This is a genomic window from Neobacillus sp. PS3-40 (genome assembly GCF_030915485.1).
Classification (GTDB): Bacteria; Bacillota; Bacilli; order Bacillales; family Cytobacillaceae; genus JAUZPL01.
Map to the genome: position 1 here is coordinate 1,572,028 of NZ_CP133266.1, position 22,888 is coordinate 1,594,915.

Consider the following 22,888-nt stretch of genomic DNA (forward strand, 5'->3'; position numbering starts at 1 on the left):
CCAATTTTTGCTCTATTCTTTATTCCAATTGATAATGAAAGAATAAAAAGATGGATTTATTACGAATGAGACTAATAATACTTTTTGTTTCCAGCTTATTAGTGGATTTCTTAACATAAGAACCAAACTCATATTCGATTTCTTTTTTAGCGTCTTTAATTCTTTATTACCGTCGGTAATATCAGATTTAGCTTTGTAATAGTACCATAAGAATACGTCCATAAAATGTCTTTGGGCTAGATAATATAAGTTATATTGTTTGATAGTTCTAAAATAATGAGCTCTTTCCTTTAGTGCATAAACTCTATCAAATTTTTTAGTTGAGAAGGGGGATCCTACAATACTATTTGATCTTTGAACATAATAGTATAACTTTTCTGGTATTATGGTTATTTTTTTACAATCATAAAGAACCTTATGTGCTATGAATTCATCTTCAAAAATTTTACCCTCTTCAAATTTTGAACCATTAAACAGATATCTTTTATATAACTTATTACACGCAATTACCCACTTATCACGATCACTTATTTTAGGATCGTATAATTGATGCAGCGCTTGTATATTTGTGAAATGTTGGACACTATATTCTTTTTCACATTTTGTCTTTTGATGATTTTCATCTTCCGTTACCTTCTCAAAGTCACACACTATTACATCTGATGAATGAATAATTGCATTATGGTATAAAATTTCAAACATTTCTTCATCAATATAGTCATCACCATCGATAAATGAAATGTATTCTCCTTTAGCAACCTCTATTCCTGCGTTTCTCGCTGAAGATAATCCTCCATTTTGTTTATGAATTACTTTAATTCTATCATCCGTTTTTGCATACTGATCACAAATACTCCCACATTTATCAGGTGAGCCGTCGTTTACAAGGATAAGTTCAAAGTCGGTGAATGTTTGGGCTAATATGGAATTAATACATTTATGTAAAAATGATTCTACTTTGTAAATAGGGACAATAATACTTATTTTCAATTTCATATTTATAATCCTTTTTACTATTTTTTTATTTAAACCCAATTCCATTTCTACTATTGAAATTTAAGACGCATTCTACTTAATAGTTTCCTCGAACTATTCGAACAGAATAATAATATGAAACTATAATTTATCAAAGAAAGGATAAATTTATACCTTATGGATAAAGAGTCATTCTTTAAGATCTGTTTATAATATTTTCTAACTAGACGCTGAATAATAAATAAATATGATCCCCTTTTTTCCTTGTTTTCAACTTGATCAAGAATATAAAAAATATTATCAACAGAACTATACGCAAAACAACTTATAAATTCCCTAGATAGCTTAGGATAATTTTGATTCATAAATGATAGAATTTCTTCCCATCCAATAAATGCATCCAATCTTTTTTCGTTAAATTTAGAAGTCAATATACTATTCTCTCTTTTCACATATACGTATCCTTTATAGTTCGTATAAACAGCTTTATTAGAATTAGAAAAGAGTTTATAAGTTGTTGATAAGTCTTCATGTATTCTGCCTTCTGGAAACAAGATATTATCGAAGCAAGTCTTCCTAAATAGTTTATTACACACAGAAAACCTGTATAAATTTCCAAGAAAGAGTTGTCTCATCGCCTCTTGATTATCCATTACTTTATTAAATTCTGCCTCAATCTTGTTGGTTAACTTTCCCTTAATTTCTCTTTCAAATTTACAAATCGAAATATCACTTTCCGTTTCTCTACATAACCTATAAAGTTCATAATACATATTTACATCAATATAATCATCCCCATCCACGAATCCAATAAATTCACCCTTCGCAATTTTAATCCCTGCATTCCTAGCGGAACTAAGCCCGCCATTCCTTTTATGAATAACCTTGACCCTATTATCTTTTGTTGCATATTCATCACTAATGCTGCCACTTTTATCTGTTGATCCATCATTAACGATGATAATTTCAAAATTAGTAAAAGTTTGCTTAAGAATACTATCTATACATTTTTTTAAATATTGTTCAGTATTATAAACAGGTACAATAATACTTATTACAGGTTCCATAAATTTTTACATCCGTTTCATTAAATTTTTATTTTTTCCTTTACGATCGTTGATGAAATTCCCTGTGTATATGGAAAATAAACCAGCTTCACTCCCACTTCAGAAAATTTCTTTTCAACATCATTAAATAATGGCATTCCCTTCCAATCGTCACCAACAAACATGACGTCAAAATTCAAATGGGTCCAAGCCTCAAACTTATCTCTATTAATTTGTGGAATAACCTTATCTACATATTTGATTCCCTCTAAAATAGCCATTCTATCGATATGGGATATAACAGGTTTCTTTTTTTTATATTTCATTACCAACTCATCTGTACTTACTCCTACTATTAAATATTCACATTGCTCTTTTGCTCTTTTCAAAATATTTAGATGGCCAACATGGAATAAATCAAATACTCCCGTTGTATACCCTACTTTATACCGCTTCATAAGTAATTCCTCTTTTCTTTTTATTAAAACAAATTTGTTCTATCCTGTTACTCAATAATTCACAAGCCTTTCCTTCTTCAAAAGAACCTACTTTTTCTAAAAAATCAGATAAATCCCGAATATATTTTTCAGCATTAAAATGAGCGATCATTTCTAAAAACTCTTGATTACTTGTCGCAGTGATAAAGGGTAACTCCGATAGATCAAAATATAATGGTCTATCTTGATTTGTATATTCAAATAAATCAGGAACATAAAGAAAACAGGGACGTTGTGTAATAGAAAAGTCAAATATAAGTGATGAATAATCAGAAATTAAAACATCAGAAATACTTAATAATTCTTGTATATCATCGTAATTTGTTACATCTTTAACGACTTGCGATCTTCCACATATTTTTCTAGATTGGGATATCATATGTGGATGAAATTTAACAAGAAAGACCCATTTTCCTCCAAAACTTTTCATCAATTCTCTCTGGATTCCTGCATAATCCAAGTTATAAATTTCAAAACTACCACTCTTTCTAAATGTAGGTGCATATAGAACAACCTTATAATCTGCAGGTATATTCAATTTGTTTAGTATCTTCTTTCTCAACGCTGAATTTTCTTGAAAAAGAAGATCATTTCGTGGAGTTCCATATTCCAAAATTTCGCCATTATACCAAAAGGATTTTTTGAAAATTTTCGTACTAAACTCACATCCAGAAATAAGTAGATCTATTTTTTTAGAGTCCTTTTTAGCCATTTCAACATATTGCTCCGGTAATACTGTTTCTGCATCTTTTTCAATTTGTTTTAAACGTAAAGAGCTATGCCATGTTTGAATATAAAATTGACCTTTTCTTTTTTGGAACAGATCTGTTGTTCTAAAATTGGTAATAATAATTTTGGAGGTACATAGTTCATAAAAATACCTTAGAGACATTGTTTTAACTTCTCTAATTCCTGATATCGTCCGTTTATTAGATACGTCATCGAAGGTCCAAACAAGATCAAATTTGTCTTTCGGGTAATTATTGAGTATATACTCTGAAATATATTTAGGATTGCATCCGTATTGATTCCCATAGTAACTAAACAAAAAGATTTTGTTATTTTTTATAGGCAGGCAATTAAATATAAAAATAAGCATTAGAGAAATACTTTTTTTGATTACTATAGTAATATTTTTAAGTGACAAAACAAAAAACTCCCCCTTCCTGTAAAGAGTCTTATCTATTTCTCTAAAGATTGGTTTTTTCTAACCCTTTAGGTATTGGACATATCCCTAACCTTCTAAAAATTTTTCTTAAAATAAGAAAAAAAATATTAAAATAAGGGTGGATAGAAAACAAAATAAGCTGCACTTTCAAGTTATTATCTTTTCCCGCAGCATTTTTAAATTTGTTAAGGTTAGTTTTGATGTATTGCTGTAATTCTCTTCTATGAACTCCTTCTTTATCTTTTTTTCTATTTATTAAAAGTAAGTTATAGTGAATAAGAATATTGTTTAAAAGTACTTTATTGGCTTGAATTGATAATTCTTTGTAATGTTCCTCTATAAAACATTGCCTTTCCTTTAACCCTAAAATCATATCTAAGTTTTTTGGAGTATAGGTAGTAACGATGCTGTCGCTCCGTTGAAAATAATAGCAAAGAGGTTGATTTAAAATAACATACGTATTTACACGGTGCATAACTTTATGGGCCCAAAATACATCTTCAAATAAGACTCCTTCTTTAAATGGAATATCCTTTATAACATTCATTTTATAAAGCTTTCCCCATGCAAAATTCTTGACCCTTTCATTCACAACTAACTCAGCCATTAAAGATTTATTATCTAAAACAATTGGAGGACTTTCCTTTTGATAAAACCTATTATCAAAAAGGAAATGATCATCATAGGCATAATAAAAAGCTGATTGAACAACATCAGCTTTAAACTCATTACTAATATTCAGCATTTTCTCAATCATATTTTTTTCAAGCCAATCGTCACTATCTACAAATAAGGTGAAATCACCAGTTGCAAGCTCCATTCCTGAATTTCTTGCACTAGATAATCCCCCATTTTTTTTATGATTAACTTTTATGCGGCAATCATTCTGCGCATACTCATCTGCAATCTTGCCACAGTTGTCAGGTGATCCATCATCCACTAATATAATTTCTAAATTCGTGTATGTTTGATTTACAATAGTATCTAGGCATCTATTAAGATATTTTTCAACCTTATAAATAGGAACTACAATACTTACTTTAGGATACATAATTAATTATTTTCTCCTAATTTTTCATTTTTCCATTTTAAAAATTCTATTAAGGATTTATACTCTTGAAATTGTTCTCTTTCAATACCGGATTTTTTCAATTCATATACAAAATCAAGCCATTCCTCGTCAAGGTGTTTTTGGGTATCATCAACTATTTCGTTTCCTAATAATGTTTTCAAATCAACATCTAAAACCAATGCAATTTTTTTGATTACATCTATTGATGGATTTGTGTTTATATTTCGTTCAATATTACTTAAATTGGACTTTGATATTCGAGCACGTATTGCAAGCTCAGATAGTGTAAACCCTCGTTTTTTCCGGATTTCATAAATCATGTTTCCAATCATTATTCTAATACCCCGTTTTATGTTAGTATTTTTTTTAACCTTGATTCGTCTCTTTCTTTTAATCCTTTAGTTAAAGTCTTCTTAATACAATTAACTACCCTTAATTGTTCTTCATATGTCATGCAAGAACCTGATGGTAAACAGACTCCATGATTAAATAACTTTTCTGAGATATTCTCATTTTCGCTATGTGGATAATATCTTGCCTTTTCAAATATCGGCTGCATATGCAGCGGCTTCCAAACTGGACGCGCTTCAATGTTATCATTCATCAAATTTTTTAACACTTCTCCAGCAGTAACTTCGGTTTCATTTTCATTGATTGTAAAGGCTGTAAGCCAGCGATTAGATCGAGTATTTTCTAATTCAGGCATGAAATTGATTCCTGGTAAATGACCCAATTCCTGGACATACCGGTTAAATATTATTCTTCGGGCCCTTACTCGTTCTTCCAGAACTTCTAATTGCGCTCTTCCAATACCAGCCAATATATTACTTAGCCGATAATTGAAGCCAATTTTACTATGTTGATAATGTGGAGCTGGGTCTCGGGCTTGTGTCGCTAAAAAGCGGGCTTTTCTTATTTCTTCAATATCGTTTGAAATTAGCATACCCCCACCTGAGGTGGTAATAATTTTATTACCATTAAATGAAAAAACGCCAAACTTACCAAATGTTCCACTCTGTTTACCTTTATAACTTGAACCTAGTGATTCTGCTGCATCTTCGATCATAGGTACCTTATAATGGTTGCAAAGAGAAAGGATTTCATCCATCTTAGCACTTTGACCATATAGGTTCACTACAATAACCACTTTAGGCAGTATTCCTTCAGCAGATGCAGCTTTAAATGCCTTTTCCAAAGCTTTTGGGGACATATTCCATGTATCTGGCTCGGAATCAATAAATACCGGTTCCGCCCCCTGATAGATGATGGGATTTGCACTAGCTACAAAGGTAAGACTAGAACAAAAAACTGTATCCCCTTTTTTTACATCTAATAAAGAAAGAGCCAAATGAATTGCTGCGGTTCCTGAACTAACCGCAGCAGCATCACTGGCCCCTACATAACAAGCAATTTCTTTTTCAAATGCGTCCACATGAGGACCCAATGGTGCAATCCAGTTGGTTTTAAACGCCTCATCAATATATCTCTGTTCGTTACCACTTAAGTGGGGAGGAGATAATAATATCCTGCAACTTTCCACCTTGGTTACACCCCTTTTGAATTAAAAAATAATTTCTTTTTTTGTATTTGACTACGATAAATTGGAAAATAACTTTCATTAATTTCATAATAATTTCTTAAAAACTCTATGATTTTATTATATTTTTTTGAATCATAAATCCTTTTACCAATAAAGTATTTAAAATTATTATTATTAGTAAATGATGTTTTAAATTTAAAAAGTCCATCGTTTTCCTGGTAACCTCCACCTAAATGAAGGTTTTTTAAGCCCTTTGATTTACAAAATTCAATCATAAAATCAAACAATACATTATTTGGTTTTAAATCAAGATATTTTGTTTTTGATGCACCAAGATGGTAATGTGCAAAATCTTGACCCCAAATAACCATAACGCCAGCAATGATTTCATTATTTACTTTAGTGAAGAGCAAGAAAGTATTACTGAAAGCAGTATCTTTAACTTGTTCTAAAAAATATATCTCATCAAAATAGTAAAAATCTGTTGCATTATTCCTATCCATCGTTTCTTTGTAAAGATCCATAAATATTTTAATATTTTCTTTATTATTTTCGGCAACAAAACAGGTCAGATTATTCTTTAACGCTTTCTTTATATTTCTTTTATTCATGGATGTATATTTATTTCTTATTTCAGCCAAAGCTAAAGTTAAATCTACTGCAGTTGTTTGCCTTATATATTCCACATCCATTACTTTTTCACACCATTCATAATTTCGATACAAAGGATGAAACCTGATTGTTTCAGTTATTATATTATTTAGTCGGCAATACTCACTAAATACTTGATAGAAATGTTCCAGGTATTTACTTTCACCGTTAATTAATGGCCCACCATAGCCATATGGAGTCACAATATCGTAAGTTTCATCTTCTACAAAAGGAACTTTTCTTTTTATGAATGGATAGAATATTTTTGTTCCATTTTCTTCAAAGTAGGAGGCGTATAATTTTCCGTTTTCATTCTTTGCAAATAAATTTCCATACTCAAATGTGTAATAGCAATCTACATTTTTAATATTCAGTAAAATAGACTTCCAAATGCCTGGATTGTTTATTACTTCAAACCTGTACATATAACTACCCCATTTTTTATACCCATTTAATGTTGTAATTTTCTTTTTCAGAAAAACTTATTAGCAATTAAATACATCTGGTTTTTGCCGTTTTTCAGAATTTCCTGTAAAAGCGGGCATGGTAGCATGATCTCCATTTTGAATTCCTTCAGATTTTATCACTTTAACCAAAGTGATATAAAGAATCTTAAAATCCAGGAATAAACTTTGATTTTCTACATACCAGACATCCATTTTAAATTTTTCCTCCCATGAAATGGAATTGCGCCCATTTACTTGGGCCCATCCCGTAATTCCCGGCTTAACAAGATGACGTTTTGATTGTTCCGTATTATATAGAGGTAAATATTCCATTAAAAGCGGCCTTGGCCCTACAATACTTAAATCTCCCTTTATTACGTTCAGCAATTGGACTAGTTCATCAAGGCTATATTTCCTAAGAAATTTCCCAAACGAAGTTAATCTAAATTGATCAGACAATAGTTTTCCATCTTCGCCATGTTCATTGGTCATTGTACGAAATTTATAAATATAAAAGGGTTTTCCATAAAGTCCCGGACGCCGTTGTTTAAATATAACTGGTGAACCTAATTTGATCTTTACCAAAATAGCTATCAAAAAAATAATTGGGCAAAAACAAATCAATAAAATGATAGAAATAAGCAAATCAAAAAGTCTCTTCAACTTTTACTTCCCCCTGCATCACCACTTTTTGGAGGTCAATTTATACCATGATCCCTCACGCCAAACTATTTAATTCTAATCTTTTTCACCTATTGCTAAAATTACGTTTTGCTTCAATTCTTCTAATAAATCAACTAACCTAATATTTTCTTTTTCTTCGCCTTTTTTATATGCAGCCATTAAGATCTCCAGTAGCTTTTTTTGTGTAAGTTGGTCAGAAATATTCATCATTATTTATATCCTCACATTAATTAAATCTACCTTTTTAATACAAAAAATCCCCGTTATTTTGTATTAAACGGAGATTTCCTGTTCCAGCTAAAATTGTATTTTCCTCTTCATCATATCCCTCTTGATTTTTGGCCTGCCATCGCCAAGAATCAGCACACATTTCTTCAATTTCTTTCTTTGCCGACCAATTAAGTTCTTTTTTAGCCTTCGACGGATCCGAAAAGCAAACAGCCACATCACCAGGTCTGCGTTCGGTAATTGTATAAGGAATTTTTTCCCCACACATTTTTTCAAATGTCTTAACAATTTCCAGAACACTATAACCTTTTCCAGTTCCAAGATTATACGTACTAACTCCTGTTGAGGCAAAATTTTTCTCGAGAGCTTTTAAATGCCCCATTGCCAGATCTACCACATGAATATAATCCCTTACTCCGGTCCCATCTTTCGTAGGGTAATCTGCCCCAAAAATCTTTAGTTCTCTTAATTTTCCTACGGCCACTTTTGTAATATATGGAACTAGATTATTTGGAATTCCTGAAGGGTCTTCGCCAATCTTCCCACTATCATGAGCTCCAATTGGATTAAAATATCGTAAAATTGAAATACTCCATCGATTATCCGATCTAAAGAGATCCTCGAGTATTTCTTCAATCATAAGTTTTGTGCGTCCATAAGGGTTGGTTGCACTTAAGGGGGAATCCTCCGATATTGGTACTACCTTAGGAACTCCATATACTGTAGCTGAGGAGCTAAATACTAATCTTTTTACCTCGTATTTTTGCATCATTTCACAAAGAAGAATTGTTCCAGAAATATTATTTTGATAATATTTGAGAGGGGCTTCTACAGATTCACCAACAGCTTTGAATCCAGCAAAGTGTATCACTGCGTGGATACTGTTTTCCGAAAATACTTTTTCAAGTCCGTTCCTATCAAGAATACTTACATTATAAATCTTGAATTCTCTTCCTGTAATCTCACTAACACGCTTTAATGACATTGGGCTGCTATTAGAAAAATTGTCAAGTACTATTACTTCATATCCAGCGGTTAATAATTCAACAACCGTATGGCTTCCAATATAGCCCGCTCCTCCTGTAACTAAAATTGCCATTCTATCGACCCCCATTCTTCATAAAATTCTCCCCACTAGGAAATAAATTTACTAATATCCCTCGATTAGTTTATAAAATTTCATTAAATGTTCTTCGTTCCTTTGATCCAAATTTATTAAGTTGTTTTTTAACTTTTCTTTTAAATCATTTGAAAATATTATTCTCTTTATTCCATCTGCTATTCCCTGCGCGCTAAGATTTACAATTAATCCTGTTTTCTCATTTTCTATTTGATGTTTAAATGAAGGAATATCCGTTACTACTATAGGGCATCGTAGAGCAATAGCCTCTTCCACAGCCACACAATGTGCTTCTGTCTTTGATGGTTGAACATATATATCACTAAATTGCATATAAGGATATGGATTTTCCTTCTCACCAAGTAAAATGAAGTTTTTTTCCATTCCTAATTCTGTTGATTTTTTCTTTAGTTCTTTATACATTGGACCACTTCCAATTAAGAACCAGCATATATCAAGGCCTTGCTCAATAAGTAGTTTACAAGCCTCTAATGCAAAAAAGACTCCTTTTTCTTCAACGAGCCTAGCAACAGTCACAATTTTTAACTTTTTTGTATACTCCGTATCTTTCATTTCTATAACCTCATTTGCCATAGCCCGTACTGTATTCGGTGCAACTCTGTTATGTATCACTTCCATTTTATTGGAGTACTCAGGAAAGAAAGATTCTAATGATTTCTTTGAAGATTCCGCAACTGTAATAATATAATCACATTCGGAAAAAGCTTTTTTCTCAAGTCTAATGCATGGCCAGCCATTTTTTTGACTGTAGGCATAATCCATATGGTTATAGACAATTTTTCTATTAGCACTTACTTTTTCAACCACGTAGTAATTGCAAAAAAAATCGATATAGCTTATTGCTATATCATAATGCTTATTTGGCTTATGCAGGATATTTCGGTACACCCCCCATCTAATACCAGTTCCAACACCTCTCGAGAGCTTTGACAATAGTGCAGCCAATATTTTACCCATTAATATCGGGAATTTGCCCATTTTGATTAGTTCTGGCGCAGCTTGTAATAATGGAGTGGAGAAAGTTTCAAACAATGGTGGAAGAATATTCACTTGAGGTGGTATTGATTTGAATAAGACCCCACTATGATCAAAAAGGAGGAGATCTACATCATATTTTTTATAATCTAAGTCCGAGAGAAGAGTTAATAAACTTTTCTCTATTCCACCTGTATGAAGATATTGTGTTACAAATAGTAATTGCTTTTTCATTACTATTAACTCCTTATTAAAAAATCAAATAATTTAGGGATACTGTTTTTTAGTTTCTTTTAAATATAACGATACCCATTTAGGAACATTATCATGGATACTAAAACCATTCTTAATGAAATTCCTACTTATCGTTTCATCTGTAGGTCGATTTAATAAAATGGCACTTTTTATTTTTTTTGACCACATAGTTAGATCCTCTTTTAAACTTATAAATGACATTAAATCAAGGCCCATATCAGTGGCAATAGGTACTCCATTTGAAACAACACAAGGTGTACCCGCACATTGGGCTTCTAACGTCACAATCCCAAAGCCCTCAAATAGGGATGGAAATAAAAATACATCGAATGCTTTCATTAGTCTTGGGATATCAGCTCTTACACCTAAAAACCGAATATTCTTTAGTAATCCAAGCTTTTCTGCTTCTTTTTCTATTTGATTTTTTAATGGACCATCACCTACTAAAAGAGCAACAAATGTAGGATCTGTCTCCACGATATGCTTTAAAATCTTTAAAAGAAAAAAATGATTTTTTGATTGAGAAAACCGTCCGACATGTCCAACTATTTTTACTTCTTTTGGTAGATTTAACTCTTGAATTACACTATCCCGACTATTTTGGATACTTAAAAACTGGTTTATATCAATTCCATTGTTTAGAATATCCACCTTACATTGATCTACCATTTTCTTACCAAACAAAAATTCAGCTGCCTCCTTACTACAGCTGCAAAAATTTGTTGCAGAAAATTTAATAAGTATTTGTAACACCTTTAATATAAATTTATCTTTAAACCCACTATTTTTTGACCAATTATTACTATGAGAATGACAGACTCTCTTTTTGATACCACAAACTTTTGCAGCTAAAGCGGGAAAACCACTTTGGTAATCAGTATGTGAATGGATCGCAACATAATGGTTTGAGGCCATAATTCTTTTCAATTCTTTAAAGTATCTAATAGGGCCTGATTCTCCAAGACTTGAAATTTGTTGGATATTCCCACCCAGGGAAATTATTTCCTCATCAAAGTCCCCTTTATTCTTTGTGTGAGTAACAAAATCAAACTGGATCTTTGACCTGTCTAAATTTCTATAAATATTCATAATAAGTGTTTCAGCACCGCCCCGATCCATGGAGCTCACAATATGCAAAATTCTTTTCAAACTTTTCCCGTTTTCCATTTGTTCACCCCAATGTATTATTGAAAGATAGGGTCCAAGAAATTGCTTTTATATTGAATATTCAAAGTTATAACACTGTCATAATAATGATAAATTAGATAACATATAAGAATCATAAAATAAATTAATCTTTGATTTTTTTCATTAAAAAGCTTAACAATCCAAGAAATTAAAATAATTTGGTAGAGACTAAAATAAATTGCAAACCTAGCAAAAATCCAATTTTGAGTTGAGACAATCATGAAGACTAAACTAAGCATGGCCATATTAACAATATAGTCGCTATTAGGCATGATTTTTCTTAGTTTTTCTCTACCCAAAAAAGCAATTAAAAGCGGGACCCCCTCGACTGCCACTCTAATTACGTTTGCTCCACCTTCAGAAAAATCCTTATATCTTCCATATTGCGTATCCTTTAGGGCTGCAAATAAAACTTGTGTAAATTGATTGAATCCCAGGACAATAAAAATAGTCAATAAAATAAGGAAAAAGGTTGCTCTAGTCCATGCCTTTCTTCTAACAATGAAATAAATTGGAATAAGAATTAAAACTGTTTCATGGATAGTGGAGGCTAATAATACAATTAAAAAGTATCTTTTCCATCCACCCTCAATTAGAAATTTCGTCGCTGCAAAAACTATACCAGCAGCTAGACATTGTCGTATCCCATTCATAGATGTTATAAAAAAACCACTGGTAATATAAACAAAAATACTAAGTTCAATCATTCTTGAATATTTGTAAAACACAAAAATAATAAGTGCATTTGTAATTACAGCACTAATAAATATCATTATTTGTGGATCATTTGTGTATTTCTTTAAAATCATTTGAAGGATGCCAAAACCAATATCCTTTTGAGACTTAACATAATCCCAGGTAAAATTATTTATTAAATAAGCATGTCTGTATGCTCCGGTATCACCGATCGTTGACCCCCTTAGCCCCGAAACAATTACTAAACATACCAAAGCTCCAAATATTAATATTTTGTTTGGCTTAATTGAAACAGTTGTGGGTGAAATGGTAACAGTAGCGTAATACCTTGAAAAATATGAAAAAATAAAAACGATAGCAAGATTAATCCAAAGAATTGTCATCCTTTATTTTCCTTTCAGATTATCTTTTTTCATTCCTCTTTTTTATTGGCTATATTAAATAACTCTGTTTATTTTTGGCTCAGATACGCTCTATTCTTATGAAAGAATTGGAGTTAGCTTGCCTTCTCTCTGGTTTCAAAAGTATGGGGGCTTCAGAAGTTAAGGCTTCAACTTAAGTAGCCTATGTTTTTGTTGGATATATAAATATAATAAAAAGCCAAATGGGATGGCTAAAAATGTTAGAGTTTTGGCAGGAGTTTCACTTAAAAACCTCCAATTTTTCAGTATAAAACTACTTGAAACAAAATGGATTGCTTGTCGAAATTTAAAAGATAAGCTTACAAATGGCAATTTCATTAACTCTTTCCGATAAAAAGCAAATCCTCTTGGATTTTTGCGGTACTGATTGACCATATTATGAGAGGAACCATCTGGAAGATATTCTACAAAGCAAAGAACTTCATTCATTAATAGCATTTCGTAATCACGATCAAGCTTGAAGTATTTATAAGCTAATCCCACATACTTCTCGTTTGTAAAGATCGGGTATGGATATCTTTTTGTTAGTTCTGAACGGTAGACAATCTTCTTATCGCCTGATACACCATGTTTGTAATATAGATCAAACAATGTTGAGCTTTTAAGCTTTTCAGGTAGCTTCGTTCCAATAATAGTATTATTCGTGTAAGCGTCGAGGCCGATCATTCCACTTACCTTTTCACTACCGTATTTCTTCCAAAAAGATGTGACTTTTTCAACCGCATCCACTGGCATATAGTCATCAGAATCTATACAGACATTTAATTCGGTATCGATCTGTTCATATGCTGTATTATGTGCCCCATGCATGCCTTGGTTTTCTTGCCAAATATATCTGATCTTAATTAAATTTTGCTGCATCCAGCATTCTACCAATTCCCTTGTTGAATCCGTTGATCCATCATCAATGATTAACCAAATAAAATCTTGGCAAGTCTGCGCTACTAGGCTTAGATAGCATTTTTCCAAACAGTAAGCTCGATTATAAGTTGGCGTAAAGACAGTTAGTAGTTTCACTTGAATTCACCCCGATACCCTTAAATAGAAGTTTTCAATGGAACTGGCAATCGTTTTAATATCGTATCCTTGTTTAGATAAAGAATTTGGCACAGTTTTACGGGAATTTTTCTTAGTAGCTATTTTTATTATTTTATCTACCCACAATTGAATATCTCCTAGGGGAGAAAATTCAATTAAATTGATACTGAGATCAACATCTTTTGATATCTTATTAGATATAACACAAGGTAATCCTGCACCTTGTGCTTCTATGAGCGAAACGGGTAACCCCTCATGTAAAGATGGAAATATAAATACATCAAAGGCCTGAAGTATCAGGTTTATATCTTCCCGTATTCCAATGAATTTTATCTTTTCCTTTAAATTCAAATCCTTTGCTTTTTTCTCCATTTCTGATCTTAAATGACCGTCTCCTACTAATATCAAAATTGAGTTTTTATATACCTTATTAAATTGATTAAAGATATCAATAAGAAAGGAATGGTTTTTTTGGTGGTTAAATCTTCCCACATGACCTAGGACAAAGGTATTGTGATCAAGCTGAAATTCCTCTCTTACCTGTTGTCTTATTTCTTGTGAAAATTCAAATCTATTACTTTCAATCCCATTTTTTAAGATATTAGACGAATTGGACTTTTCTTTAAATAACCATTGGGCTGCTTCCTTTGAACATGCAAATAAATTAGTTGCACTTGGCAGGATGTGTTGACCGGCATACCATTTATACATTTTTGCTGCAGCTCCACCCTCACTGCTTGTATTGTGGCTATGTGCTATCCGAGTAGGTATGCCCGCTTTTTTCGCAGATCTAAGAACAAGGCCGCTCATTTTATCCAAATGTGAATGGACAACTTTATAATGATTTTGGAGTGTAAAAAACTTATTTAATTCTTTAATATATTTGAAATGACCCACATCCGAAATGTATGGAATTCTATGGACTTTCCCACCCATTTTTTTGATTTCAGCATCAAATGCTCCTTCTTTACATGTTAAAAAGTCAAATTGAACCTTAGTTCTATCAATATTCCGATACAAATTCATAATTAGTGTTTCTGCACCGCCCCGGTTCATATTGACAACAACATGCAAGATTCTTAATGGACAGCCCACAATACATCCTCCATTTCATCCATATAAAGTCGATAAATATTTCTTTTTTCTTCTAAAATCTTTTGTATGCTATATTTTGTTACTATCACGTTGCGTCCCTGAGCTCCTAAATTACGTTTTAACTCGTCATTTTTCTCTAGAACCTGAATTTTTTCTGATAAGATGTCTGAGTTATTATAAATAATCCAACCATTTATATTATTTTCAATAAGTTCTCTATGACCCCTGTTATCATTTGCTACCACCGGCAACCCACTAGACATTGCCTCCATAATGTTTACCGGAAGCCCTTCTCTAAGACTAGATGCAACTGCTATATCACTTATTTTTAGTAATTCATCAATATCATTTCTATAGCCAAGAAAGTCTATCATATTTTCTAAATTTAATTTTCGTGCAAGATCACTACATTCCTGTAATAGAGGCCCCTCTCCTGCTAGTAACAGTTTTGCATTTGGGATTTCGTCTTTTATGAGAGCTAATGATTCAATCAGTAATTTTTGGTTCTTGTTTTTGTTAAATTCTGCAGCATAGAACATTAAAAAATCATTAGGTGCATAGCCTAATGATTTTCTAAACATATTTCTATGGTTTTCATCTACTGGTTTAAAAATCTCTGTATTGACGCCAACGCCATGTACATGTTTGATTATTTCAGCTTTAAATCGATGTTTTTTCGCTAGATTAAAGTCTTCTTGATTGATCGTGATTAAACAATCTGTGAATCTGGAAAGAACCTTTTCAATAGGATAATAGAGCAACCAATTTAAGAGTGGAGCCCCCTTACAAAAGTGAAATCCATGCGCAGTATAAATTACTTTTGTTCCAGTTTTTCTTGCCGCTCTTGCAGCCAAGCGCGTAAGCACCCCGCCCATAGGTGTATGGCAATGAATGATTTTATACTGGTTTTGATCAATAATGGACTTTAGCTCTTTATAGGCCAATATATTCATTTTATTAAAAGGAGATCTTTGAATAGGAATAGTGTATTTTTTATCGACAAATGGAAGTTCTAATTCTCCTGATGCTACAATATGGACTTCCCATCCTTGTTCTTTAAACCATTTTAAATATGGTAAATGAAAAGCTTTAAAGTGATAATCGACCGTTGCACAAAATAACACTTTTTTTTGCAATTTCTATCAGTCCACCTTTTGGGTCCTACTTAATTAACTCCCTTTCCAGAACATTCGAAAGATAATCTAATAACTGATTTCTTAATTCACTACGTTGTAGGGCAAAGTCAATTGTTGTTTGGATAAAGCCCATTTTTTCGCCAACATCATAGCGAATTCCTTCAAAATCATAGGCGTAAACTGCTTCGTGCTGATTTAACCTTGCAATAGCATCAGTTAGTTGAATTTCTCCACCTGCTCCAGGTGTTTGTTTACTTAATACGTCGAATATTTTTGGACTCAGAATATATCGTCCAAGAATAGCAAGATTCGAGGGTGCTTCTTCTTGTTTTGGCTTTTCTATCAAACTATTCACACTGTAAAAACGTTCACCAATACTCATCCCATCAACGATACCGTACCTGGAAACTTGACTATCAGGTACAGTTTGCACCCCAAGAATGGAGGCATTATACCTTTCATATTGTTCCATCAATTGTTTTAAACAAGGTTTCTCAGCCTTTACAATATCATCGCCCAAGAGCACAGCGAACGGTTCATCGCCAATAAATTTTCGGGCACACCAAATGGCATGACCTAATCCTTTTGGTTCTTTCTGGCGAATGTAATGAATATCAACAAGCTTTGAGGACTTTTGTACTTCGTTTAATAGTTCAAACTTTCCTTTTTCAAATAGATTTTGTTCTAATTCAAACGAATTGTCAAAATGGTCTTCAATTGCCCTCTTTCCTTTTCCAGTCACGATTATAATATCTTCAATCCCTGATTCTACTGCTTCCTCAACAATATATTGGATCGTAGGTTTATCTACGATCGGTAGCATCTCTTTTGGCATTGCTTTCGTTGCTGGTAGGAATCTAGTTCCTAGCCCGGCAGCTGGTATAATTGCTTTTCTTACTTTCATTAAAATACGCTCCTTTTAAACAATTGCTGATAATCTAGATTCTGAAATAACATTATTATTCGCTAAATTCACAAGCAGCTCTCTTAGTTCCTCTTTATTCAAATTAGAGTAAGTCGCGATAACTTCTTCGATTTCGTTCAAATAAAGTGTCGCTTTTTTACCAACATAAATTTTCGGATAAATTTGTTTTTCATGAACTTCCTCTTTTTTTAATAATTCTTCAAATAGCTTTTCTCCTGGTCGCATTCCTGTGAATTCAATATCGATTTCATCAATTAAATTCCCAGAAAGTTTGATCAAGTTTCTTGCCAAATCAACAATTTTTACTGGATCACCCATATCAAGGACAAATATTTCTCCGCCTTTTGCAAGGGCTCCAGCTTGGATCACTAGTCTTGATGCTTCCGGAATAGTCATAAAGTACCTAACCATATCAGGATGAGTAACTGTTACGGGACCGCCCTTTTCAATTTGTCTTTTAAATAGTGGGATAACACTCCCCCTGCTTCCAAGCACATTGCCAAACCGAACGGCGACAAATTTTGTTTCACTTACTTGATCCATATGTTGTATCATCATTTCCGCGAGCCTTTTGGTCGCACCCATCACACTTGTTGGATTAACAGCTTTATCCGTTGATATCATGACAAATGTTTTTACACCATTCCATCTGGCCGCTTTGGCTGCGTTTATTGTACCAATTAAATTATTTTTAACAGCTTCTTCTGGATTGGCTTCCATTAAGGGAACATGTTTATGAGCTGCGGCATGATAAACAACATCTGGTTGATATGCACCCATTACAGACATCATTTTCTTAACGTCTTGCACATCTGCGATGACGGGGATAAATTGAATTTTCTTTTTTGCAAAAATCTCTTTTAGCTCCATTTCAATGGTATAGATGCTATTTTCTCCATGTCCCAATAATACTAATTGTTTTGGATTGAATTTCGAGATTTGGCGACAAATTTCCGAACCAATAGACCCACCAGCACCAGTAACTAGAACAACCTTATTTGTTACATATTCTGAAATACTATCAATATTTAAATCTACAGGTTCTCTCCCTAATAAATCTTCTACTTGAACATCCCGAAACTGTTTGACAGATACTCTTCCCGTGACCAAATCTTCGAGCATTGGCATGATTTGTGTTTTTGCACTTGTTTTTGCACATTCCTGAAAAATAGTATTTAATTCCTTTTTACTTAGTGAAGGGATTGCAATAACGATGTTATCAATATCTAATGTCTCTACAGCTTGCTTGATTTCAGAAACCCCTCCAAATACAGGTATTCCTAAAATATCAAGCCTATGTTTTTTTCTATCATCATCAATAAATACAACGGGCATTAAGTCTGCATCATTATTTTTTTTCAGTTGCCTTGCCACCATCATACCCGCGGATCCTGCACCTACTATAAGGGTACGTTTTTTATTATCTGCTGAATTAAAAATCATATCCCTAAGCATCCTCCAGCAAAAACGAGAGCCTCCAATAATTAATATATTGAGTAGCCATGTAACAGTAAGCAGACGCATATGGGTGTCGAGAAGGATCAAATGTTGACCAATGGCGGTGGTTAGAATTGAAAATGTTACAACTTTTATGATAATAAGTAACTCCCCAACACTTGCATACTCCCAGGCCTTTTTATACAATCTGAATTTCAATGAAAAAAAGTGGTGACTCAACAAAAGAACAAAGGAGCTAATAATGATTGGAAAAGTGAAAACTTCATAAGTTGCTCCCACTAAGAAGTGGCTAAAATAGACAGCAGCCAAAACAATACATGAATCAATTAAGATAAATAATGATAATCTCTGTCGGTATGTCATACCATCCCCCCTTATATAATCTATTAATCAACGTCTTTCTAGCTTAATAGATCTTAACTTGATGGCGTATTCAACTAAGCTTATTATTCCTTTAAGTAGTTTTTATATTGCACCTTGTTTTATGAATTTTATTGTTTTTTTACTGACTTAGGGTATCTGCAAATACTATTTAAAATACAACTCCTTTCATTAAAAAAATTAATGATATGTTCCTTAATTCAAAGAGCACATTAGTAATTTTTTTACACAAATTAAATATGGGCATCTAACCCATCCTCACATCACACTTTTGACGACTAGCGTCTAAGGTTCTTAAACCCACAGTATGACCGAGTGCCTCCATCGATAATGGTTTTAGGAGACATCACCATTGAAAAATATAAAAAACGCACGATTAATTCTTAATTAAGAACGAAAAAATAAAAAAAAACAAACATAATATATCCAACTATTGACCCATTACTTATTCATAATTACTCCAATTAGTTTTGCTTTTGCAAATTCTAACACTTTTCTAGCTTCTATGGCTTTATCGATTAAGGTTTTTCCATTTTGAATAACTAATACCACTCCATCACATTGATTTGCTAAAAGTTTCGTATCTGATAACTCCAGGACAGAGTAAGAATCAATTAAAACCATGTCGTATGATCGTAATGTGTCACACAAAATATCTCTTAAATATTGTGAACCTAGCAACTCGGAAGGGTTAACTGGAATTAGTCCACTTGTTAATACATCCAATTCACCTATTTCTGTATGGATGATTGCTTCCTCGAATTTTATTTTACCTGTAAGAACATCTGTTAATCCGATTGTATTTCTGACTTTCATTATGTTGTGTAAATTAGGAGTTCTTAAATTCCCATCAATTAAAAGGACCTTTTTTTTCTGCTGAGCCATTGAAACGGCTAAATTAGAAACTAAAGTTGATTTCCCCTCTCCTTTACAAGGAGAAGTTATTAAGAAAGTTCGACTTTTTTTGTCTTCCATTGCAAAATTAATATTTGCTTGGATCATTCGAAATTGCTCAGAAAAGATTGATTCGGGATGAGAGTATGCAATTAACATTCTTTTTTTTGCCGAAGCTACATTTATCCTTCTATTCAAAACCAATTGCCTCATCTCCAATTTCCATTTCAAATTTCTTTACATATTTCTTTTTTAAATTCTTTTTATTGACACTAGGAACTCTCCCTAATAACGTTAAACCTAATATTTTTTCCACATCTTGTGTAGACCTAATTGAATCATCTAAGGAATCTAGCAAAAATACCAACCCTATACCAATCACTAATCCAATTATCAAAGAAACTAGAATGATTTTCTTTTGATTTTGGTTTATTGGCCAAGAATTCACTTTAGCGTCTGATAGTAGGCGAACATTATTGAAACTAACAATATTAGGAATTTCATTTTTGAATACCGTTGCCGTTGTGTTCGCAATTTTTGCAGCGCGATCAGGGTCTGTATCTGTAACACTAATACTTACCACCTGAGAATTATCAATACTTGCAACGTTTATTTGTCCAGAAAGGGCCTCTGGTGATGTTTTCAATTTTAAACTTTCCACAACTTTTTCCAACACTGTAGTGTCTTTTATAATTACTTGAAGAGTATTCCTAAATTCAGGATCTGCCCCAATAATAATTCTTGAGGAAGCTTGATACATTGGAATATTAGTTGAATAGCTGTAAAATGCGCCCAATAAAGTAGTAATTACCACCATTATAATTACTACCCACATTCTTTTTTTTATTACTGCATATAACTCTTTTAGATTTATTTCCTTTGCTTTAATCTTTTCTATACCTTTCATTTGATCAAGATTATTCATTTAACCACCCTTTTTCCACAGAAAATATTATCTTCTTTTATCAGCGAGTGTTCTTAATAATGAACTTATTTTCTAAAAAAAATAAAATTCTCTTTAATTATTGTATTCCTCAAATAAAATAATTAAATTATAATCCAAAACCACTAGATTGCTAATATTATAATAGTTCTTTATACAGAACGTGTCAACCATTTATTAACATTAGCAATTTCATTATCATTAACACTAAATGGTGAAAAAAAATTCTTTCATTCACACACTCATTTTAATTTGTTTGTTTAATAGATCATTGAACATTCCTTTTTTTTCACTCGCAAGCTCGCTATATTTCCCTTGTTGGATAACTTCACCTTGGCTTAGGACTATTACTTGATCAGCATTTCGAATAGTTGACAACCTATGTGCAATGACGATAATAGTCATCGTTCCTTTTAATCTTTCCAATGCCTCTTGAACTTTCGCCTCATTTTCCATATCTAATGCACTTGTTGCTTCATCCAAAACAAGTATGGCAGGCTTTCTTAAAATGGCTCTGGCTAACACAAGCCTTTGACGTTCTCCCCCGGAAAGCCTTATTCCCCTATCACCAACAATTGTATCCAGTGCATTTGGAAGCTTACCTACAAATTCAGCAGCTGCTGAAAACTCTAATGCATCCCAAATTTGTATTTCACTTGAATTTGGCTCAATCATAAGCATGTTATCTCGAATGCTGCCATTAAATAAAAAAGGATCTTGAGGAACATAACTAACAGAACGTCTCAGAGATAATAAGTTTTCCTCAGAAAGGGTTTTTCCATCTATAAGTACATCTCCAAGTTCTGGTTTATTTAGCCCTATTAAAATATCGATTAATGTGCTCTTTCCAGCTCCTGATGAACCTACAATTGCTGTTACACAATTAATTGGAATCTCTAAATTAATATTTTTCAGTGCATAGGTTGGTTCATTTTGATTATATCGAAAAAAAGTATTTTGACATTCTAGCTTTTTTTCAAATCGTAAGGGTTTTATTTCTTTATAGTAGTTTTCATCTGTTATTTCTATTTCTTTCTTACATTTTATTTGCAACTCAATTAAAGATCTAAAGGCGGGTACGCAAGATGCAATTTGCTCCAAACCTGATTGGATATCAGTAAATCGTGGCCATAATCGAGAAAAAATGATAAAAATTAATAAAAATTGTGCTGGATGGGCATCAAAAATCATGAGATAAATATAAATAAATACAGCAATTAAACTAGCTGATGTAATTTTATAAATTGTTTGAGAGGCATATTTCAAGTTTACATATTCAATTTGTTCTTCTACCATTCCTTTAGTTAAAGAATTAAGCCAATTTAAACGTGATTCCTCTAATGTATTACTTTTGATCTCCTTCATACCATTAAGTTGGTCCGTTATTCCAGCTAGATATTCTTGCGCTAAAACGGAAGTTTTTCCCCCTAAAAATTTTGATTTTCTTATAAATCCTCGAGAAAAGAAACCAAGAATGAAACCTGACAATAATACGAAAGCAGTTAGCTTTACTGATAAATAAAAAGCGATAAAAATCTGTATAGAGGTGAAAATAAGGGAAGTTATAAGCTGTAAGAATTGAATAATACCTCCAGCGACACGTGCTAGTTCCATTGTCATCACGTTGATAAGATCCGCTTTTCTCTCCTTCGTATAAAAACTCCAACGTGCTCTTAATAATAGATTATATGTCTCTAATCTTAATTGACGGATAAACCCTTGAGTTATTTTTGCATTTCTTACCAATAAGTTTCGTTGTACTATATTTTGTATGATTACCAAAGAGACATAAAATCCCAAGATCAAAATCATAAAAATATTTTTAGGATAATCATGCGTGAAACTAAAATATTTAGAGAACTTGGTTCCTCCAATATCAATGTTGACGATTCCACTATAGCTTAACATTGGTATCAATAGAAATATCCCGATTCCCTCAAGAATACTAACTAGTGCCATCCCTAGAAGGTTAACATATAGAATTCTGCCAGAAAAAGAATGCAATTGTTTAATGAAATAATGAACTTGATTCAC

The 22,888-nt window shown here is 32.4% G+C and carries 22 protein-coding genes; all 22 read right to left on the bottom strand.

Going from position 1 to position 22,888, the window contains the following annotated elements; all coding sequences use genetic code 11:
- Window positions 1-12: 12 nt before the first annotated feature.
- Window positions 13-996 (bottom strand): glycosyltransferase family 2 protein, encoded by a 984-nt coding sequence (locus RCG20_RS08000; RefSeq protein ID WP_308183682.1) that lies wholly within the window; start codon window positions 994-996, stop codon window positions 13-15.
- A gap of 50 nt (window positions 997-1,046) precedes the next feature.
- Complete coding sequence (locus RCG20_RS08005; RefSeq protein ID WP_308183683.1) at window positions 1,047-2,042, bottom strand: glycosyltransferase family 2 protein; 996 nt, start codon at window positions 2,040-2,042, stop codon at window positions 1,047-1,049.
- A gap of 20 nt (window positions 2,043-2,062) precedes the next feature.
- Window positions 2,063-2,479 carry an FAD synthase family protein gene (locus tag RCG20_RS08010; protein ID WP_308183684.1) on the bottom strand — a complete coding sequence of 139 codons (417 nt, stop codon included), beginning with the start codon at window positions 2,477-2,479 and terminating at the stop codon, window positions 2,063-2,065.
- Window positions 2,466-3,665, bottom strand: a complete 1,200-nt coding sequence (locus RCG20_RS08015) for a CDP-glycerol glycerophosphotransferase family protein (protein ID WP_308183685.1) — start codon at window positions 3,663-3,665, stop codon at window positions 2,466-2,468. The genes RCG20_RS08010 and RCG20_RS08015 overlap by 14 nt, the downstream gene beginning before the upstream one ends.
- Before the next feature lie 43 nt (window positions 3,666-3,708).
- The gene (locus RCG20_RS08020) at window positions 3,709-4,737 is read right to left on the bottom strand and encodes a glycosyltransferase family 2 protein (RefSeq protein ID WP_308183686.1); all 1,029 of its coding nucleotides are present in this window, start codon (window positions 4,735-4,737) and stop codon (window positions 3,709-3,711) included.
- A 2-nt stretch (window positions 4,738-4,739) separates the two neighbouring features.
- A complete protein-coding gene (locus RCG20_RS08025) occupies window positions 4,740-5,090 on the bottom strand; it encodes a helix-turn-helix domain-containing protein (RefSeq protein ID WP_308183687.1) in 351 nt (116 codons plus the stop codon).
- Between the two features lie 17 nt (window positions 5,091-5,107).
- Entirely contained in the window at window positions 5,108-6,298 is a 1,191-nt protein-coding gene (locus RCG20_RS08030) for a DegT/DnrJ/EryC1/StrS family aminotransferase (protein ID WP_308183688.1), read from the bottom strand.
- Window positions 6,299-6,303: 5 nt separating this feature from the next.
- Window positions 6,304-7,374, bottom strand: coding sequence for a GNAT family N-acetyltransferase (locus RCG20_RS08035; protein WP_308183689.1), 1,071 nt, complete (start codon window positions 7,372-7,374; stop codon window positions 6,304-6,306).
- Window positions 7,375-7,434: 60 nt separating this feature from the next.
- The gene (locus RCG20_RS08040) at window positions 7,435-8,058 is read right to left on the bottom strand and encodes a sugar transferase (RefSeq protein ID WP_308183690.1); all 624 of its coding nucleotides are present in this window, start codon (window positions 8,056-8,058) and stop codon (window positions 7,435-7,437) included.
- Window positions 8,059-8,133: 75 nt separating this feature from the next.
- Window positions 8,134-8,289: a YwzD family small protein gene (locus RCG20_RS08045; RefSeq protein ID WP_308183691.1), complete on the bottom strand. Its 156-nt coding sequence runs from the start codon at window positions 8,287-8,289 to the stop codon at window positions 8,134-8,136.
- 34 nt (window positions 8,290-8,323) lie between these two features.
- Entirely contained in the window at window positions 8,324-9,406 is a 1,083-nt protein-coding gene (gene galE, locus RCG20_RS08050; protein ID WP_308183692.1) for a UDP-glucose 4-epimerase GalE, read from the bottom strand.
- A gap of 51 nt (window positions 9,407-9,457) precedes the next feature.
- Window positions 9,458-10,657, bottom strand: a complete 1,200-nt coding sequence (locus RCG20_RS08055; protein ID WP_308183693.1) for a glycosyltransferase — start codon at window positions 10,655-10,657, stop codon at window positions 9,458-9,460.
- 33 nt (window positions 10,658-10,690) lie between these two features.
- The gene (locus RCG20_RS08060) at window positions 10,691-11,845 is read right to left on the bottom strand and encodes a glycosyltransferase family 1 protein (protein ID WP_308183694.1); all 1,155 of its coding nucleotides are present in this window, start codon (window positions 11,843-11,845) and stop codon (window positions 10,691-10,693) included.
- Window positions 11,846-11,862: 17 nt separating this feature from the next.
- A complete protein-coding gene (locus RCG20_RS08065; RefSeq protein WP_308183695.1) occupies window positions 11,863-12,945 on the bottom strand; it encodes an EpsG family protein in 1,083 nt (360 codons plus the stop codon).
- 159 nt (window positions 12,946-13,104) lie between these two features.
- Complete coding sequence (locus tag RCG20_RS08070; RefSeq protein ID WP_308183697.1) at window positions 13,105-14,001, bottom strand: glycosyltransferase family 2 protein; 897 nt, start codon at window positions 13,999-14,001, stop codon at window positions 13,105-13,107.
- A 6-nt stretch (window positions 14,002-14,007) separates the two neighbouring features.
- Entirely contained in the window at window positions 14,008-15,117 is a 1,110-nt protein-coding gene (locus tag RCG20_RS08075) for a glycosyltransferase family 1 protein (protein ID WP_308183698.1), read from the bottom strand.
- Window positions 15,102-16,253: a glycosyltransferase family 4 protein gene (locus RCG20_RS08080; protein WP_308183699.1), complete on the bottom strand. Its 1,152-nt coding sequence runs from the start codon at window positions 16,251-16,253 to the stop codon at window positions 15,102-15,104. The genes RCG20_RS08075 and RCG20_RS08080 overlap by 16 nt, the downstream gene beginning before the upstream one ends.
- Before the next feature lie 25 nt (window positions 16,254-16,278).
- Window positions 16,279-17,157 (bottom strand): UTP--glucose-1-phosphate uridylyltransferase GalU, encoded by an 879-nt coding sequence (gene galU / locus RCG20_RS08085; protein WP_308183700.1) that lies wholly within the window; start codon window positions 17,155-17,157, stop codon window positions 16,279-16,281.
- 15 nt (window positions 17,158-17,172) lie between these two features.
- Window positions 17,173-18,999: a polysaccharide biosynthesis protein gene (locus RCG20_RS08090; protein ID WP_308183701.1), complete on the bottom strand. Its 1,827-nt coding sequence runs from the start codon at window positions 18,997-18,999 to the stop codon at window positions 17,173-17,175.
- Window positions 19,000-19,458: 459 nt separating this feature from the next.
- Window positions 19,459-20,109 (bottom strand): CpsD/CapB family tyrosine-protein kinase, encoded by a 651-nt coding sequence (locus tag RCG20_RS08095; RefSeq protein ID WP_308183703.1) that lies wholly within the window; start codon window positions 20,107-20,109, stop codon window positions 19,459-19,461.
- On the bottom strand, window positions 20,102-20,836 hold the full coding sequence (locus RCG20_RS08100) for a YveK family protein (RefSeq protein WP_308183704.1): 735 nt from the start codon (window positions 20,834-20,836) through the stop codon (window positions 20,102-20,104). The genes RCG20_RS08095 and RCG20_RS08100 overlap by 8 nt, the downstream gene beginning before the upstream one ends.
- A gap of 252 nt (window positions 20,837-21,088) precedes the next feature.
- The gene (locus RCG20_RS08105) at window positions 21,089-22,888 is read right to left on the bottom strand and encodes an ABC transporter ATP-binding protein (protein WP_308183705.1); all 1,800 of its coding nucleotides are present in this window, start codon (window positions 22,886-22,888) and stop codon (window positions 21,089-21,091) included.